15 protein-coding genes are annotated in these 16242 nt (G+C 56.1%); 7 read left to right on the top strand and 8 right to left on the bottom strand.

Going from position 1 to position 16242, the window contains the following annotated elements:
* Positions 1-9 precede the first annotated feature (9 nt).
* On the top strand, positions 10-552 hold the full coding sequence (locus tag FJD38_RS06130; RefSeq protein WP_146384372.1) for a DJ-1 family glyoxalase III: 543 nt from the start codon (positions 10-12) through the stop codon (positions 550-552).
* Positions 553-657: 105 nt separating this feature from the next.
* On the opposite strand, the gene FJD38_RS06125 is transcribed toward FJD38_RS06130, so the two are convergent.
* On the bottom strand, positions 658-1884 hold the full coding sequence (locus tag FJD38_RS06125) for an MFS transporter (protein ID WP_146384370.1): 1227 nt from the start codon (positions 1882-1884) through the stop codon (positions 658-660).
* 406 nt (positions 1885-2290) lie between these two features.
* Between FJD38_RS06125 and FJD38_RS06120 the strand changes: the two genes are divergently transcribed.
* Genes FJD38_RS06120 through FJD38_RS06110 form a run of 3 tightly spaced genes read left to right on the top strand, consistent with a single transcriptional unit; the run spans position 2291 to position 4966 of the window.
* Entirely contained in the window at positions 2291-3730 is a 1440-nt protein-coding gene (locus tag FJD38_RS06120; protein ID WP_122782258.1) for a cytochrome ubiquinol oxidase subunit I, read from the top strand.
* A 3-nt stretch (positions 3731-3733) separates the two neighbouring features.
* Complete coding sequence (cydB, locus tag FJD38_RS06115) at positions 3734-4741, top strand: cytochrome d ubiquinol oxidase subunit II (RefSeq protein ID WP_146384368.1); 1008 nt, start codon at positions 3734-3736, stop codon at positions 4739-4741.
* A 57-nt stretch (positions 4742-4798) separates the two neighbouring features.
* Positions 4799-4966 (top strand): DUF2474 domain-containing protein, encoded by a 168-nt coding sequence (locus FJD38_RS06110; RefSeq protein WP_122782260.1) that lies wholly within the window; start codon positions 4799-4801, stop codon positions 4964-4966.
* A 204-nt stretch (positions 4967-5170) separates the two neighbouring features.
* On the opposite strand, the gene yjiA is transcribed toward FJD38_RS06110, so the two are convergent.
* From yjiA to katB, 6 genes are all read right to left on the bottom strand, one after another.
* Complete coding sequence (gene yjiA, locus FJD38_RS06105) at positions 5171-6139, bottom strand: GTPase (RefSeq protein WP_122785870.1); 969 nt, start codon at positions 6137-6139, stop codon at positions 5171-5173.
* Between the two features lie 83 nt (positions 6140-6222).
* Positions 6223-6420 carry a YbdD/YjiX family protein gene (locus tag FJD38_RS06100; protein WP_122785869.1) on the bottom strand — a complete coding sequence of 66 codons (198 nt, stop codon included), beginning with the start codon at positions 6418-6420 and terminating at the stop codon, positions 6223-6225.
* Between the two features lie 2 nt (positions 6421-6422).
* Positions 6423-8489, bottom strand: a complete 2067-nt coding sequence (locus FJD38_RS06095) for a carbon starvation CstA family protein (RefSeq protein ID WP_122785868.1) — start codon at positions 8487-8489, stop codon at positions 6423-6425.
* 136 nt (positions 8490-8625) lie between these two features.
* Positions 8626-9993 carry a DNA repair protein RadA gene (gene radA / locus FJD38_RS06090; RefSeq protein ID WP_146384366.1) on the bottom strand — a complete coding sequence of 456 codons (1368 nt, stop codon included), beginning with the start codon at positions 9991-9993 and terminating at the stop codon, positions 8626-8628.
* A gap of 45 nt (positions 9994-10038) precedes the next feature.
* Positions 10039-10569 carry an ankyrin repeat domain-containing protein gene (locus FJD38_RS06085; protein ID WP_146384364.1) on the bottom strand — a complete coding sequence of 177 codons (531 nt, stop codon included), beginning with the start codon at positions 10567-10569 and terminating at the stop codon, positions 10039-10041.
* Between the two features lie 208 nt (positions 10570-10777).
* Positions 10778-12319, bottom strand: a complete 1542-nt coding sequence (gene katB / locus FJD38_RS06080) for a catalase KatB (RefSeq protein ID WP_146384362.1) — start codon at positions 12317-12319, stop codon at positions 10778-10780.
* A gap of 270 nt (positions 12320-12589) precedes the next feature.
* Here katB and mscL point away from each other — a divergent pair, with 270 nt between their 5' ends.
* The gene (gene mscL, locus FJD38_RS06075; protein WP_122785864.1) at positions 12590-13003 is read left to right on the top strand and encodes a large-conductance mechanosensitive channel protein MscL; all 414 of its coding nucleotides are present in this window, start codon (positions 12590-12592) and stop codon (positions 13001-13003) included.
* Positions 13004-13056: 53 nt separating this feature from the next.
* Here the strand turns inward: mscL and FJD38_RS06070 are convergent, their stop codons facing one another.
* Positions 13057-13833, bottom strand: a complete 777-nt coding sequence (locus tag FJD38_RS06070) for a ferredoxin--NADP reductase (RefSeq protein WP_146384360.1) — start codon at positions 13831-13833, stop codon at positions 13057-13059.
* A 356-nt stretch (positions 13834-14189) separates the two neighbouring features.
* Here FJD38_RS06070 and FJD38_RS06065 point away from each other — a divergent pair, with 356 nt between their 5' ends.
* Together FJD38_RS06065 and FJD38_RS06060 are read left to right on the top strand one after the other, a co-directional pair.
* Entirely contained in the window at positions 14190-14903 is a 714-nt protein-coding gene (locus FJD38_RS06065) for an autoinducer binding domain-containing protein (RefSeq protein ID WP_146384358.1), read from the top strand.
* A 169-nt stretch (positions 14904-15072) separates the two neighbouring features.
* Positions 15073-16197 (top strand): methyltransferase, encoded by a 1125-nt coding sequence (locus FJD38_RS06060; protein ID WP_146384356.1) that lies wholly within the window; start codon positions 15073-15075, stop codon positions 16195-16197.
* The last annotated feature ends 45 nt before the right edge of the window (positions 16198-16242 follow it).

The following is a 16242-nucleotide window of genomic DNA, read 5'->3' as shown; positions in this document are numbered from 1 at the left end:
AGAACGCTTATGACCTATAGAGCCCTGATACCTGTAGCCGAAGGTGTTGATGACCTGCAAACCGTGACCCTGATCGATGTGCTGCGTCGGGCAGAAATCGAAGTGGTGGTCGCCAGTATCGAAGGGCGGCGCATGTTGACCTGCGCCCGAGGCACCCGACTGACGGCCGACGGCATGCTGGTCGACCTGCTGGCGCAGCCGTTTGACTTGATCGTATTGCCGGGTGGCGTGGTGGGGTGTGAGCATTTGGCGGCGCATCAGCCCGTGATGCAAATGGTTAAGGAACACGCACGGGCAGGTCGCTTTTATGCCGCCATTGCGCAGGCCCCCGTGTTGGTGTTGCAGGCATACGGGGTGCTTAAAGGACGGCGCATGACCTGCATTGAATCGGTGAGCGATCAACTTTCGGGGTGCAACTACGTTGATCAACCCGTGGTAGTCGATGGCAACTGCATCACGGCGCAAGGCTCGACGGCGGCACTGGCCTTTGCCCTGACGCTGGTGGAGCTGCTGTGCGGCAAGGCCCGCCGTAATGCCCTAGCAAACCTGTAGCCGCTGCCGAAGGCTGCGATCGGCGACGCAGTCGTCGTAAAGTCAACAACGTGTGCGATCGCTTCGCAATCGGACGCAGCCTTCGGCAGCTGCTACGAGAGGGGGCTACTTTTTAGCGGGTTCCACCATCCGGTCGCGGTTGGCCAGCCCAGGGAACAGTTTTATCCACAGCCCCGTGACCACCAGCGTGCCGACCCCACCCAGCACCACAGCGGGCACAGTGCCCAGCCAATGCGCCGTCACACCGGATTCAAACTCGCCCAGTTGATTGGACGCACCGATAAATACCCCGTTGACGGCGCTGACGCGGCCGCGCATTTCATCCGGGGTTTCGAGCTGCACAAAAGAAGCGCGGATCACCATGCTGATCATGTCTGCGGCGCCCAGTACCACCAATACGGCCAGTGAAAACCAGAACGACGTCGACAGCCCGAAGGCGATGGTGGCGACTCCGAATATGCCCACGGCGGTAAACATGACGCGCCCCACCTTGCGGTACACCGGGAAGCGGGCCAGCCATAAGGACATCAGCAAAGCGCCGACTGCCGGAGCCGAGCGCAACATGCCCAGCCCCCAAGGGCCGGTGAGCAGGATGTCTTTGGCAAATACCGGCAACAATGCCGTCGCGCCGCCCAGCAGCACCGCAAACAAATCAAGAGAGATCGCGCCAAGTACGTCCGGACGGCTGCGAATAAAGCGAATGCCCGCCAACAGCGAGTCCAGCGTGGCCTTGGCTTTAGTGAGCGGTAACTGGCGGGCGGGCAGGGTGCTCATCAGCAGGGCCGCAATCAGGTACAGCGCCACGCTGGGGCCATACACCCACACGCTGCCAAACGCATACAGCAACCCGCCCACCGCGGGCGCAACAATAGTGGCCGACTGTTGTGCGGCCTGCGCCGCCGCGACGGCACGCGGGAACAGTTCGGCCGGTACGATCGAGGGCAGTAATGCCTGGGTTGCGGGCATCTCGAAAGAGCGGGCCGCGCCCAGTGCAAAGGCCAGCGCAAAGATCATTTCACGGGTGATGTGGTCAGTTGCACTGCTGATCGCCAAGGTCAACGCGATCATGGCTTGCAAGGACTGACACAGGGCCGCCACTTTGCGCCGGTCATAGCGATCGGCCACATGCCCGGTGTGCAGCATAAAGAGAAGGCGTGGCGCGAATTCGATCAAACCGACCCAGCCAAGGTCCATCACACTGCCAGTCAGTTGATAGAGGTTCCAGCCAATGGCCACGGTCAGCATTTGAAAGGCGCTGGCGGTGAAGATACGGGCAAACCAAAAGGCCACAAACGGCCGGTGGTGACGGAGCAAAAGAGGCTGGCTGGTCATTGATGACATCGTGGCAAGGGGCGGGGTATGCCAAGATTATCATTTTTATGTAACAAACAATGACTTGGTTGGCCGCGTGTATAAACGGGTCGTCAGGGCGATGAAAAAGTGCGTCCTTTTGGCGCTCTTACAGTTCCGGCAACGGTCTATTTCAAGGCCTGGGGCAACCTGTCACGCGACAACAAACCACATTAGCGTCATGCCGATATTGGACTACTCTTGCTTCAATGCTTGATCCAGATCAAAGCGTTTAAAGGCTTACTGGAGTGGCCAGACGGCCAGATCCCTTTGAGTATTGGTTTATGAGAGCGAAGCCTGATTCGCCAAAACCATCGCCCGCTGGGCAGTTGGATTCCGGTGTCCTGCCGGAGTTCTGAACGACCTGATACCTGATAGAGGAAGACATATGTTCGGTTTGGAGGCTCTCGATCTCGCCCGAATTCAGTTCGCGTTTACCGTGTCGTTTCACATTATTTTTCCCGCCATTACCATCGGTCTCGCCAGTTATCTCATGGTGCTCGAAGGCATGTGGCTGAAAACCCGTGACGATACCTACCGTGATCTGTACCACTTTTGGTCGAAGATTTTTGCAGTCAACTTTGGGATGGGCGTGGTGTCCGGCTTGGTCATGGCGTATCAGTTCGGCACGAACTGGTCACGCTTCTCTGACTTTGCGGGTGCTGTAACCGGGCCTTTGTTGACCTACGAAGTACTCACCGCATTCTTCCTTGAAGCCGGTTTTCTGGGCGTTATGCTGTTTGGCTGGAACCGGGTTGGTCGTGGCATGCACTTCTTCTCGACCATCATGGTCGCTGTCGGCACGCTGATCTCGACCTTCTGGATTCTGGCGTCCAACAGCTGGATGCAGACCCCTCAGGGCTTCGAAATTATCGATGGTCGAGTGATTCCGGTGGACTGGCTGGCGGTGGTGTTCAACCCTTCCTTCCCGTACCGCCTGGCGCACATGGCAACAGCAGCCTTTGTAGCGACTGCCTTCTTTGTGGGTGCGTCGGGGGCCTGGCACTTGTTGCGCGGGCGTAATACCCCAGCGATTCGCCGCATGTTTTCGATGGCCATGTGGATGGCCCTGGTGGTTGCCCCTGTGCAAGCCTTCATCGGTGATGCTCACGGTTTGAACACTTTGAAATATCAGCCGGTGAAAATTGCCGCCATCGAAGGTCACTGGGAAAACAAACCCGGAGAGCCTAGCCCGCTGATCCTGTTCGGCATCCCGAACATGAAAACCGAAACCACTGACTACAAGATCGAAGTGCCTTATTTGGGCAGTCTGATCCTGACCCACAGTCTGGATGAACAAATCCCGGCCATGAAAGACTTCCCGGCTGCGGACCGTCCGAACTCGACCATCGTGTTCTTCAGCTTCCGCATCATGGTTGCCTTGGGCATGTTGATGATCTTTATCGGCCTGTGGAGCCTGTGGTTGCGTAAACGCGGCACGCTGTACGACAACCGTCACTTCTTGCGGTTGGTGCTGTGGATGGGACCTTCGGGCCTGATCGCCATTCTGGCAGGCTGGTTCACCACTGAAATCGGCCGTCAGCCGTGGGTGGTGTACGGGCTGATGCGTACCGCAGATGCCTCGTCCAACCATAGCGTTACGCAGATGAGCGTCACTCTGATCCTGTTTGTGCTGGTGTATTTCTCGCTGTTCGGTGTGGGTCTGGGGTACATGATGCGTCTGGTGCGCAAAGGCCCTGTTACCCATGAAGGTGACGAACATAACGAAGGTGGGCCAGGTCAGCCGCGCACGCCTGCACGTCCTCTTTCTGCTGCCCATGAGGGTACAGAAGAAGGCCATAGCGACAGCCTGCCTAAGGGGAATTGAGTCATGGGAATTGATCTGCCACTTATCTGGGCAATCATCATCATCTTCGGCGTCATGATGTATGTGGTCATGGATGGTTTCGATCTCGGGATCGGCATCCTCTTTCCTTTTATCAAGGGCGAGAAAGACCGTGACGTGATGATGAACACCGTTGCGCCTGTCTGGGACGGCAACGAAACCTGGTTGGTTCTGGGCGGCGCCGCGCTGTTTGGCGCCTTCCCGCTGGCCTATTCGGTCATCTTGTCGGCGTTGTACTTGCCGTTGATTTTGATGCTGATGGGTTTGATCTTTCGCGGTGTGGCCTTTGAGTTCCGCTTTAAGGCGCGCCCCGAGAAACGTCATATCTGGGACATGTCATTCATTGGCGGTTCGCTGGTTGCCACGTTCTTTCAGGGCGTGGCACTGGGGGCCTTCATTGATGGTATTCCGGTAGTCAATCGCCAGTATGCGGGCGGCGGGCTGGACTGGTTAACGCCGTTCTCCGTGTTCTGCGGGCTTGCGCTGATCGTGGCGTATGCCTTGCTCGGTTGCACCTGGTTGATCATGAAGACCGAAGGGCCGCTGCAAGCAAGCATGCACAAGTTGGGCAAACCTCTGGCGCTGGCGTTGTTGGTGATCATGGGGGTTGTCAGCCTGTGGACACCGCTGACCCATACGGACATTGCTGCCCGCTGGTTCACCTTGCCTAACCTGTTCTGGTTCCTGCCGGTGCCGATTTTGGTATTGGTCACCTTTTACGGACTGATCAAGGCGATTGCCCGCAATGCTCACTACACACCGTTCGTGCTGACGCTGGTATTGGTCTTTCTGGGTTACAGCGGTTTGGGCATCAGCCTGTGGCCACACATCATTCCGCCGTCGATCTCGATCTGGGATGCAGCTGCACCACCGCAGAGTCAGGGCTTTATGCTGGTGGGCACCTTGTTCATCATTCCATTCATCCTGGGTTACACCTTCTGGAGCTACTACGTGTTCCGGGGCAAAGTGACTCACGAAGACGGTTACCACTAGACGTCAATGCCGCTGCGGCCTGAGGGCCGCAGCCTTTGCCCAATAGGAGGCATGAACATGGCTGGCAAGGATTATCTGAACGAGGTGCAAGAGGCCGAGAAAAAGCCACTGTGGCAACGCATTGGCTGGTTGGTACTGATCTGGACGGCCAGTGTGGCGAGTCTGTTTGTATTTGCCATGCTGATCCGGCTCTTCATGACCGCGGCGGGCATGAAGAGCCACTGACCTCTATTTCAGTCAAGAGCCCCTCACCCTAGCCCTCTCCCAGAGGGAGAGGGGACTAAAAGCACAAGCGGTGTTGCGCAACTCCACACTTCAGCTCCCTCTCCCTGAGGGAGAAGGGACTCAAGCCCAAACCTGATTTGCGCAACAACTCACATCAGCCCCCTCTCCCTTGGGGAGAGGGTTGGGGTGAGGGCAGGCCGCGACTCAGCCCTCCAGCCGTGCAAACCCCTCGCGGATCTTGGCCTCTGGCAAGTCATCAGCAATAAATACCATCACGCTCTCACGCGGCTCACCCTCGGCCCATTCGGTGTCCCAGTCAAAGCCGTAAAGCTTGAGCACGCCCTGAAATACCAAGCGCCGATCCTCACCAGCAATGTTCAGCACGCCCTTGTAACGCAACAATTGCGGCCCATGCTCCTCCAGCAGCTCGTTCATAAACGCGCTAAGGCTGTCGATGTCCAGGGGCGTCTCTGTACGCAGTACCAAACTTGAAATGCGATCTGCCGTTTTCATCGGCTGCACCGGGCGCAAGTTCAGCCCGCCGCCCACATCTGCGTTTAGGTTAAACCCGCGCACATCCAGCAGTTCAGCCAGATCAATACAACCATGATCAACCACACGAATCGGTGCCCGGCGATTAATCCGCGTCAGGCGCTCGCACAGCGCTTCATAGGTGGCGTCATCCACCAGGTCGCGCTTGCTCACCAGTAACCGGTCTGCAAAGCCTATCTGCGCCTGGGCGATGGTTTGCGCCAGATGGACATCGGCATGGGCCGCGTCCACCAAGGTAATAATGCCGTCCAGCAGGTAACGTTCGCGCAGCTCTTCATCAATAAAGAAGGTTTGTGCAACAGGGGCCGGATCGGCCAGCCCGGTGCACTCAATGACCAGTCGATCAAAGGCGATCTCGCCACTGTCCAGTCGCTCAAGGAGCAAGTACAGGGCTTTGGTCAGGTCGGTGTAAATGGTGCAGCACACACAGCCATTGGACAGGGTCATGACTTGCACAGGCTCGTCGCCCAGCAATTGGGTGTCGATGCCTGCGTCGCTGAATTCATTTTCGATCACGGCGATTTTCAGCCCGTGTTCGGCCTTGAGCAAATGACGCAGCAGGGTGGTTTTACCAGCTCCCAAAAAACCGCTGAGGATGGTAACGGGGATTGGCGCAGACATGCTGAAGTCTCCCGAACAGCAGAAATAAAAAAGGGGAGCAGACTGGCTGCTCCCACTGATGTCATGCAACGCGGATTAGCGGGCTAACAACATTTTGGCCCACCCTTGCCGCCATAACGCGCTTCCTGACGCTCTCGAAAGAACGCCTCGTAGCTCATCACCGGTTTGTCCGGGTGCTTGGTTTTCATGTGCTCGACGTAGTTGTCGTAGTCAGGCATGCCGACCATCAGGCGGGCAGCCTGACCGAGGTATTTACCGAGGCGACTCAGGTCATTGAACATGTTCAAGCGTCCGGAATTGTGTGGTACGGGGCTTCTTTATCCGTACGCTCTTTGGTGCCCCACGAGGCAACACCCACTTTGATCGCAAAGAACAGAATGCTGAACACCACGAACAGAAACAGCACGGTCAAACCGGCGTTCGTGTAGGCGTTGATAATCACGTGTTGCATCTGGTCGATGTTTTTCGCCGGGGCAATCACTTGGCCAGCGTCGAGCGCGGTACTGTACTTTTTGGCCAGGGCCAGGAAGCCCACCGCAGGGTTGGCGTCGAACAGTTTGATAAAGCCCGCTACCGTGGTGCAGATCAGCAGCCAGACCGCAGGCACCAAGGTCACCCAGATATAGCGTTGGCGCTTCATTTTGATCAGTACAACCGTGGCCAGCATCAGCGCGATGCCCGCGAGCATCTGGTTGGAGATACCGAACAACGGCCACAAGGTGTTGATGCCACCCAATGGATCGATCACGCCCTGGTACAGCAGGTAACCCCACATGGCGACACACAGGCCCGTCGCCAGCAGGTTGGCAGGCCACGACTCGGTGCGCTTGAGAGCAGGAACAAAACTGCCCAACAGGTCTTGCAGCATAAAGCGCCCGGCACGGGTGCCCGCATCAACCGCAGTCAGGATAAACAAGGCTTCAAACAAAATGGCGAAGTGATACCAGAACGCCATAGTGTTTTCGCCCGGCAACACGTTGTGCAGGATCTGAGCAATACCCACCGCCAGGGTCGGAGCGCCACCCGCACGTGCCAGAACGGTGGTTTCACCAATGTCATGAGCCAGCGCTGTCAGGGCATCCGGGGTAATTGCAAAGCCCCAGCTGCTCACCGTTTGAGCCACGGTCACCACATCACCACCGACAATTGCGGCAGGGCTGTTCATGGCGAAGTACACACCCGGCTCGATCACCGAAGCAGCAACCATTGCCATGATGGCCACAAACGATTCCATCAACATGCCGCCGTAACCGATGTAACGGGCGTTGGTTTCGTTATCCAGCAGTTTGGGTGTGGTGCCCGAGGCGATCAGGGCATGGAAGCCCGACACTGCGCCACAGGCAATGGTGATGAACAGGAAGGGGAACAGGCCGCCTTTCCACACGGGGCCAGAGCCATCAATGAATTGGGTCAGTGCCGGCATTTTCAGCTCGGGCATGGTGACCAGAATACCGATGGCCAGCGCAACAATGGTGCCGATTTTCAGGAACGTTGACAGGTAGTCACGTGGGGCCAGTACCAGCCATACGGGCAGTACTGCGGCCACAAAGCCATAGCCGATCAGCATCCAGGTGATTTGTGTACCGGTGAAGGTGAACACATGGGCCCAGTCCGGGCTGGCTGCAATCTGGCCCCCCAGCCAAATGGAACCCAGCAGCAACAGCACGCCGAGAACCGAGATTTCACCAATGCGGCCCGGGCGGATGTAACGCATGTAAATGCCCATGAACATGGCGATCGGGATGGTAGCCATCACCGTGAACATGCCCCACGGGCTTTCAGCCAGTGCCTTGACCACAATCAGCGCGAGCACCGCGAGGATGATGATCATGATCAGGAAGCAACCGAATAGTGCAATGGTGCCGGGAATCTTGCCCATTTCCTCGCGCACCATGTCGCCCAGGGAGCGACCGTTGCGGCGGGTGGACATGAACAGCACCATGAAGTCCTGCACGGCCCCGGCCAGTACCACACCGGCGATCAGCCAGAGCGTGCCAGGCAGGTAGCCCATTTGCGCGGCCAATACCGGCCCGACCAAAGGCCCGGCTCCGGCGATTGCCGCAAAGTGGTGACCGAAAAGAATGTGTTTATTGGTTGGCACATAGTCCAGGCCGTCGTTATTAACGACGGCTGGCGTTGCGCGCAAAGGGTCCAGCTGCATCACTTTGGTGGCGATAAACAGGCTGTAATAACGATAAGCGACCAGATAGATGGCAACGGCTGCCACCACGATCCATAAAGCGTTAATTGCCTCGCCCCGGCGTAATGCCACTACGCCAAGGGCGCAGGCTCCCACAATTGCCAGCACCAGCCACGGGATGTGGCGGAGCAAGCTATTTTTATTATTCATTTTTATATTCCGGCCAGTTGGACAAGAAGGATTGCCTCTGGAGTTTAGCGCCCTCAGCACTAAAGACCACCCCCTGAGGTTGGTCTAGAGCCTTCTTTTGCAGATTTTCGGTAGGCGGCGCTGCACTTTTTAACCGTTATTCGAACAACGCATCCAGCGCCTGCTCCAAACGCGTTACACCAATGACTTTAAGGCCCGGCGGCGATTCTTTGGGAGCGTTACCTTTAGGCACGATGGCGCGTTTGAAGCCATGCTTTGCCGCTTCCTTCAAGCGCTCCTGTCCGCTAGGCACGGGCCGCACTTCACCCGAAAGCCCGACTTCGCCAAACACCAGCAAATCATGTGGCAGAGGCTTGTTACGCAAACTGGACATTACCGCCGCCATCAAGGCCAGGTCAGAGGCAGTTTCGAGCACCTTTACGCCCCCCACCACGTTAAGGAATACATCTTGATCGTGGGTCGGAATGCCGCCGTGACGGTGTAATACGGCCAGCAGCATGGCCAGACGATTTTGATCCAGGCCCAAGGTCACGCGGCGCGGGTTGGACATATGGCTGTCATCGACCAGCGCCTGCACTTCCACCAGCATGGGCCGCGTGCCTTCCCATGTGGCCATGACCACGCTGCCCGGCACCTCTTCCTGAGCGCGAGTCAGAAAGATTGCGGAAGGGTTGGAGACTTCCTTCAAGCCTTTGTCGGTCATGCCGAACACGCCGAGTTCATTGACGGCGCCGAAGCGGTTTTTCACCGCCCGCAGCAAACGCAAACGACCGTCAGACTCGCCTTCGAAATACAGCACGGTATCGACCATGTGCTCCAGTACGCGTGGTCCGGCCAGTGCGCCTTCTTTGGTCACGTGACCCACCAGGAAAATGGCTGTGCCGCTGGACTTGGCGTAGCGCACCAGCAGTGCCGCACTTTCACGCACTTGCGATACGCCACCGGGTGCCGATTGCAGTTGTTCGGTGAAGATGGTTTGAATCGAGTCGATCACCATGACCTTGGGCTTTTCCAGCTTGGCCGTGGCGATAATGCTTTCGATACAGGTCTCGGTCATGACCTTGAGTTTGTCTTGTGGCAAACCCAGACGCCGGGCACGCATGGCCACTTGCTGTTGAGATTCCTCACCTGTCACGTACAGCGCTGGCATGCGGGTGGCCATATGACACAAGGTTTGCAGGAGAATGGTCGACTTACCGATGCCGGGGTCGCCGCCGATCAGTACCACCGAGCCATCAACCAGACCGCCACCGAGCACTCGATCCAGCTCGCCGGAAGCGGTGGAGAAGCGTGGCAGCTCTTCGATGCTGACTTCGGCCAGTGTTTTGAGCTGCGCCTGCTGTCCCGTCCAGCCGGTGCGGCCACTGGGTGGCGCGGCGGCGCCGCTTTCTACAACCGTTTCGACCAAGGTGTTCCAAACGCCGCATTCGCCGCATTGCCCGGCCCATTTGGGAAAGGTTGCGCCGCACTCGGTGCAGCCGTATATGCGCTTTGGCTTGGCCATCTGAACTCCACGGAAAAAACGCGATGATAGCCCACCTGCTTGTGATCAGTGCGATACCGGCATGCGTATTTCGCCATTCGCCAGCCGGGCGGCAGTATTGCCCACGGCATCTTCGGCATTCAGGTCGGCGCCCTTGCGGGCCAAATCGTTGAGCAGTTCGATCCGTTTGAACAGGCCTGCATACATGGCTGCGGTCTGCCCGGCGCCATTGCGCTGATCGGGATTGCATTCGGTGGCCATTAATCGTCGGGCTATTTTCAACTCACCTTTGAAAATAGCGCCCATCAGGGCGGTGTTGCCGCGTTTGTCTTGAACACAGGCATTGGCACCGGCGTTCAGAAGTTGTTCTACCGCCTTGCTCTGGCCGTTGTAGGCCGCGAGGATGAGCGCGGTATAGCCTTTGTCGTCCTGCGCATCGAGCGGGTAGTGAGAGGCGATGAAGGTATTGAGCATCTCCACGTCGCCTTGGCGGGCAGCGTCGAAATAGTAGGTTTGCAGTTGGGTGGGCACGTCGGGTTCATCTGCAAGGCTTAGGCTGCTGACGAGCAGCAAGACCAGGGAAAGAAAAATGTTCATGTTGAGCTGCCTGTTAAGTGACTGGATCAAAAGCCCCTCACCCTAGCCCTCTCCCGGAGGGAGAGGGGACTGACCGCATGCGCTTTCAAAATCACCGCATATCGGCCCCATCTCCTGCGGGGAGGGGGGACTGACCGCATGCGTCTTCAAAATCACCGCATATCAGCTCCCTCTCCCTCTGGGAGAGGGTTGGGGTGAGGGTAAAAAGTCAATCCACTAACTTGGCCGCTAGCGCTTTAACCCGCGCCAGATCGCCTTTGGCGACTTTAGTGACGCCTGTGCCGTACTCAGGGTCTGCTTTGTAAAGGAACGAAAGCATGATGTGCTTGCTTTCGTCATCGGTGGTTGCCAGCGAGCCACCGAAGCTTTCAATCAGGTCCTGACGCTCCTTTTTGCTGAATGAGCGATACAGATCACCGGCCTGCTTGAAGTTCTGTTCACGCTGGATCTTCGCTTGCTGGGTAGTGCCTGAGACGGGCATCTGGCTGTAAAGGGCAGATTGCGGTTCTTCACGGGGCATCAAGCGACTCGGCTGGTAGTTCACACCCGTGGTGGTGTGACCGGCATTCATAGCGCCGTCCTGATTACCGTTATTCACCGCCACACGTGGAGCGTTGATCGGCAACTGCATGGCGTTCGCGCCCAAACGGTACATCTGGGTGTCGGCGTAGGAGAACACGCGACCTTGCAGCAGACGGTCTTCAGACGGCTCAATGCCAGGCACCAGGTTTGCCGGCGCCATTGCGACTTGCTCGGTCTCCTGGAAGACGTTGGCCGGGTTACGGTTCAGCACCATCTGACCGACTTTGCGCTCAGGAACATTGGGCCAGATTTTGGTCGCGTCCAATGGGTCGAAATCGAAAGACTTCAGGTCTTCAGGCTTGAGCACTTGTACGTATAGGTCCCATTTAGGGAAGTCGCCCTTGTTGATGTGCGTGACCAAATCATGGGTCATGTGGCTGTAGTCTTGCCCCTGAACCTGAGTCACTTGTTTTGGATCAAGGTTGTTCAGGCCTTGCAGACTCTTCCAGTGGAACTTCACATAACGCACGTCGCCTTTGGCATTAACCAATTTGTAGGCGTGCACACCATTGCCGTCCATTTCGCGATAGCTGGCCGGTGTTCCCGCGTTGGAGTACAGCTCGGTCAGGGTGCGAGTGGCTTCCGGGACGTGGGAGAAGAAGTCAAAGCGACGTGAGTCATCATCAAGGTTGGTGCGTGGGTCAGGCTTGAAGGCGTGAACCATGTCCGGGAACTTGATGGCATCGCGGATAAAGAATGTCGGGAAGTTGTTGCCGACCAAGTCCCAGTTACCGTCGGCGGTATAGAACTTGGTGGCAAAGCCACGCGGGTCGCGCAAGGTTTCAGGCGAGTGAGCACTGTGCACCACGGCCGAGAAGCGCACAAACACGGGGGTGGTCACGCCAGCGGCAAACACATTGGCTTTGGTCAGGTCGCTCAGGTCGTTGGTCACCGTAAACGTACCGTGAGCCCCCGTGCCGCGCGCATGCACGACGCGCTCAGGGATGCGTTCGCGGTCAAAGCGCTGGAGCTTTTGCAGTAATTGCACGTCTTGCAGCATCACAGGGCCGTTGGCGCCTGCCGTTTGAGAGTTCTGGTTGTCGCCAACAGCGGCGCCGTTGTCACGCGTCATGGTGGCGGCGTTAACTGAAACCGACAGCAGGCCGGCGCTCAAAACACACAGCAGGCGACCCTGCGAAAGCAGTCCTGAGCCTAGGGGGGTGGTCATGCGTAAGTCCTCTGATTATTTTCTGCGCATCAAGGCGCTGAACAAAGGCTAGAGGCCTGGACCGAAAACTCTAAATAGAAAGGTCGCACACAGTCGATTGAAAAAAAGGTCTGGCCCTGACGCGTCTAAACGGTTATTTAGCGAGCCGTTTTTTAAACGGCTGCTGACCGTTGGCGGTCAATTTATGAGCATAAAAGAGGACGGGCAGGCAAGATCAGTCAGGCTGATTTACACTTCACCCTCAACCTCATCTGTAACAAGGAATAACCTATGGGCGTGATAAGTGAGTTCAAGGCCTTCGCGGTCAAAGGTAACGTGGTCGATATGGCCGTTGGTATCATCATTGGCGCAGCGTTCGGCAAGATCGTTTCCTCCTTCGTAGGCGATGTGATCATGCCGCCCTTGGGCTTGTTGATCGGCGGGGTGGATTTCACAGATCTGGCCATTACCCTCAAAGCTGCAGCGGGCGATGCGCCTGCCGTGGTATTAGCCTATGGCAAGTTCATCCAGAGTGTCATTGACTTCATTATCGTGGCCTTCGCTATCTTCATGGGCGTGAAAGCCATCAACCGGCTCAAACGTGAAGAAGCAGTAGCGCCGAGTGCGCCACCGTTGCCGTCTAAAGAAGAAGAGCTGTTGGGTGAAATTCGCGACTTGCTCAAAGTACAAAACAACAAACCTTAAACGGTATGTTTAAACAGCGGCGCCTCAGGGCGCCGTTATTTATAGGGTCTGAGTTACCAGTAGTTTTCGACGGCTACCTGGCCTGGGCGTCGCGTCAGGCTTAGTTGCAAGTTGCGTTCTTTTAGCAGTTTGCGTGTGTCGTCAATCATTTGCGGATTACCGCACAGCATGACACGGGAGTGCTCAGGGCTTAGTTGAACGCCGGCAGCACGCTCTAACTCACCACTTTCAATCAATGTGGTAATGCGGCCATTGAGTGTGCCGGGCACTTCTTCGCGAGTCACTATCGGGATGTAGGTCAACTTGTGCGCATATTCGGCCAGGTACTCACGTTGGGTCAGGTCAGCGATCAAGTCCTGATAGGCGAGTTCGCGTACTTCGCGTGCGCTATAGACCAGCACGATCCGTTCAAATTTCTCCCAGACCTCAAAGTCCTGAAGGATCGACAAAAAGGGGGCTACCCCAGTTCCCGTGGCTAACAACCACAAGTCGCGACCGTCAATAAATCTGTCCAGCGTCAGATAGCCATACGCCTGACGCTCAACCATTAGCGTGTCACCGACCTTGAGCCGGCTCAGCTCACTGGTGAACTCTCCGCCTGGCACCACAATGGAAAAGAACTCCAAAAACTCGTCGTAAGGTGATGAAACAACCGAATACGCTCGCCATACGGTGCTGCCATCGGCCTTGGTGACCCCAAGCTTGGTGAACTGCCCTGCGCGGAAACGAAACCCTTTGTCGCGAGTGGTACGCAGTGTAAACAGGCTGGGAGTCAGAGGGTTTACCTCAAGCAGCGTCTGGCATGTGAACTTGTCTGCACTGTCGGTCATGGTGCGCTCCGTGTTGACTGAGGAGCTAGTGTCGCGCAAACCCGCTCGCGGGAACACCCAGAAGGGGTAGGGGCATCCAGTGTTTCAGGGGTGCAACTCCTAACTATCGAACTAGTTAATAAGTAATAGTGTTAACCGGAATTAGAGTATTTGCCCTATAGAACTTGCCGGGAAAACAAAATATTGGCGCCATAAAGTCAGCGAGTTGGCGCTGTTCTTAGAGCTTTCTCGTATATTGATCCGTTCATCATTAATGTTTAATGGGTGGTGTTATATATTGTTATTTCCTACCGGAGTTTATTAATATCGGGTGTAGGGATTTTCTATTTGTTGTGCTCAAGGGAGGGGTCTATTTCATGGGCATTAAGTGCGTACCCGATGAAAAACAATATGTTAACAAGCTAAATCCAAGCGACTTGTATGAATATACCCTCAAACAGATACAGTGCTATGGTTTTGAATACTTCTGTTTTTGCTTCACTACTCACCTTAAAAACATTCATGTGAGTGTAAAACGTGTTTCTAACTATTCAGATGAGTTTATCGAGTTTTACAGAAGTATTGACGTTTCTCTTAACAATCCTTTAGTCAGTCATTGCCAGCGCTCCATTGACCCAATTATTTGGGATGAGTCCATTTTTCGAGACACTCCTGAGCTCTCGAGGCAAGCTCAGGCGCACGGCCTGAATTATGGCTGGTCGCAAGCAGTGCATGACACTCAAGGCTGGACCAGTATTTTGAACATGGCCAGAAGCAGTACGGCTATTACTCAAGAAGAGTTTGATGAAAAAGCAGCCGATGTATTGTGGCTGTGCAACCAATTGCATGGAGGCGTATTGGCCGAGCTTTCACCCGCACAAAGGGTTCAGACGCCTCTGGAGCATTTGTCGCAGCGCGAAGCAGAGGTGTTGAAGTGGACAGCTCAAGGCAAAACCGCTTCGGATGTCGGCATGATTTTGGGGCTGACGACACGCACCGTGAATTTTCATATCAGCAGTGCGATCAGAAAATTGGGCACCAGCAATAAAACGTCAGCGGTGGTACTCGCCACTCAGCGCGGTTTTATCTAGTTGAGTGCGCTGTGAACAGTCTCCCTCGCCAGCGCGTTAAATCGCATCAGGCAATTAGCTTTAAAAAAAAGTAAAATCAGCGCCACCTGTAAAACCCACCGGTCTCGATTGCCCGTCAAACCGCCCAAAGGCGATTTTCATGGGTCTCGATGCCCCAGAGTTTGTATAAATGCCAGTGCTTGAAAGCCCGTTCGCTCAACTCCGTTTGATCCGCCAACCTGAACAGCAAAATGAGCCGTTACAGGCTTTTGATGCTGCAGATGAGTATTTACTGAACCACTTGGCCGAACAGGGACTACCCGCTGGTAGCCGGGTGCTGATCCTCAATGACAGCTTCGGCGCATTGGCAGTCAGCCTTGTGGCCACGATGAAGGTCACCAGCAGCAGCGACTCGTTTCTCGCCATCCAGGCGCTGGAGAAAAATCTGGTCCTCAACGGCCAGGCATTTGATGCGGTCACGATTATCCCTGCCAGTGAGCCATTAACAGGCCCTTTCGACTGCGTTTTGGTGCGCGTCCCTAAAACCCTGGCCCTGCTTGAAGAACAGCTTATTCGTCTGCAAGGCCAGTTGGCGCCGAATGCTCAGGTGATTGCGGGGGCGATGGTCAAACATTTGCCGCGCGCCGCAGGTGAGCTGCTTGAACGGTATATCGGGCCGGTACAGGCATCATTGGCGGTTAAAAAAGCCCGACTGCTGATGGCTACCCCTGAAGCTAAACAACCGTTTGTTTCGCCTTACCCTACTCGCTATCTGCTGGATGAACCGGCGATTGAGCTGCTCAACCATGCCAATGTTTTCTGCCGGGAAGGGCTGGACATCGGTACTCGCGCTTTTCTACCCCATCTGCCCAAAAACCTGGGGGCTGCCCGCGTGGCTGATGTGGGGTGTGGCAATGGGGTGCTGGCGATTGCGAGTGCGCTGAACAATCCTGAGGCTCACTACACGCTGGTTGATGAGTCGTTTATGGCAGTGCAGTCCGCCCGTGAAAACTGGCAGGCTATTCTGGGTGAGCGTGAGGTCATTGTGCGGGCAGGTGATGGCTTGGCCGGGCAAGAGCCAAACTCACTGGACGTGGTGCTGTGCAACCCGCCGTTTCACCAGCAGCAAGTGGTGGGTGACTTTCTGGCGTGGCGCATGTTCCAGCAAGCCCGTGATGCGCTGGTCGTCGGCGGTGCGCTGTATATCGTCGGCAACCGTCATCTGGGTTATCACAGCAAGCTGGCCAAGTTGTTTCGTGGTGTAGAGCAAGTGGCGGCCACACCCAAGTTTGTAATTCTCAAGGCCCGCAAGTAAACCACCGCCCACAAAAAAGCCCGGCTCAACGCCGGGCTTTTTTAT

The organism is Pseudomonas saxonica, from assembly GCF_007858365.1.
GTDB lineage: Bacteria > Pseudomonadota > Gammaproteobacteria > Pseudomonadales > Pseudomonadaceae > Aquipseudomonas > Aquipseudomonas saxonica.
Note: the sequence above shows the minus strand (reverse complement) of the source record. Positions and strands in the feature narration are given on the sequence as shown.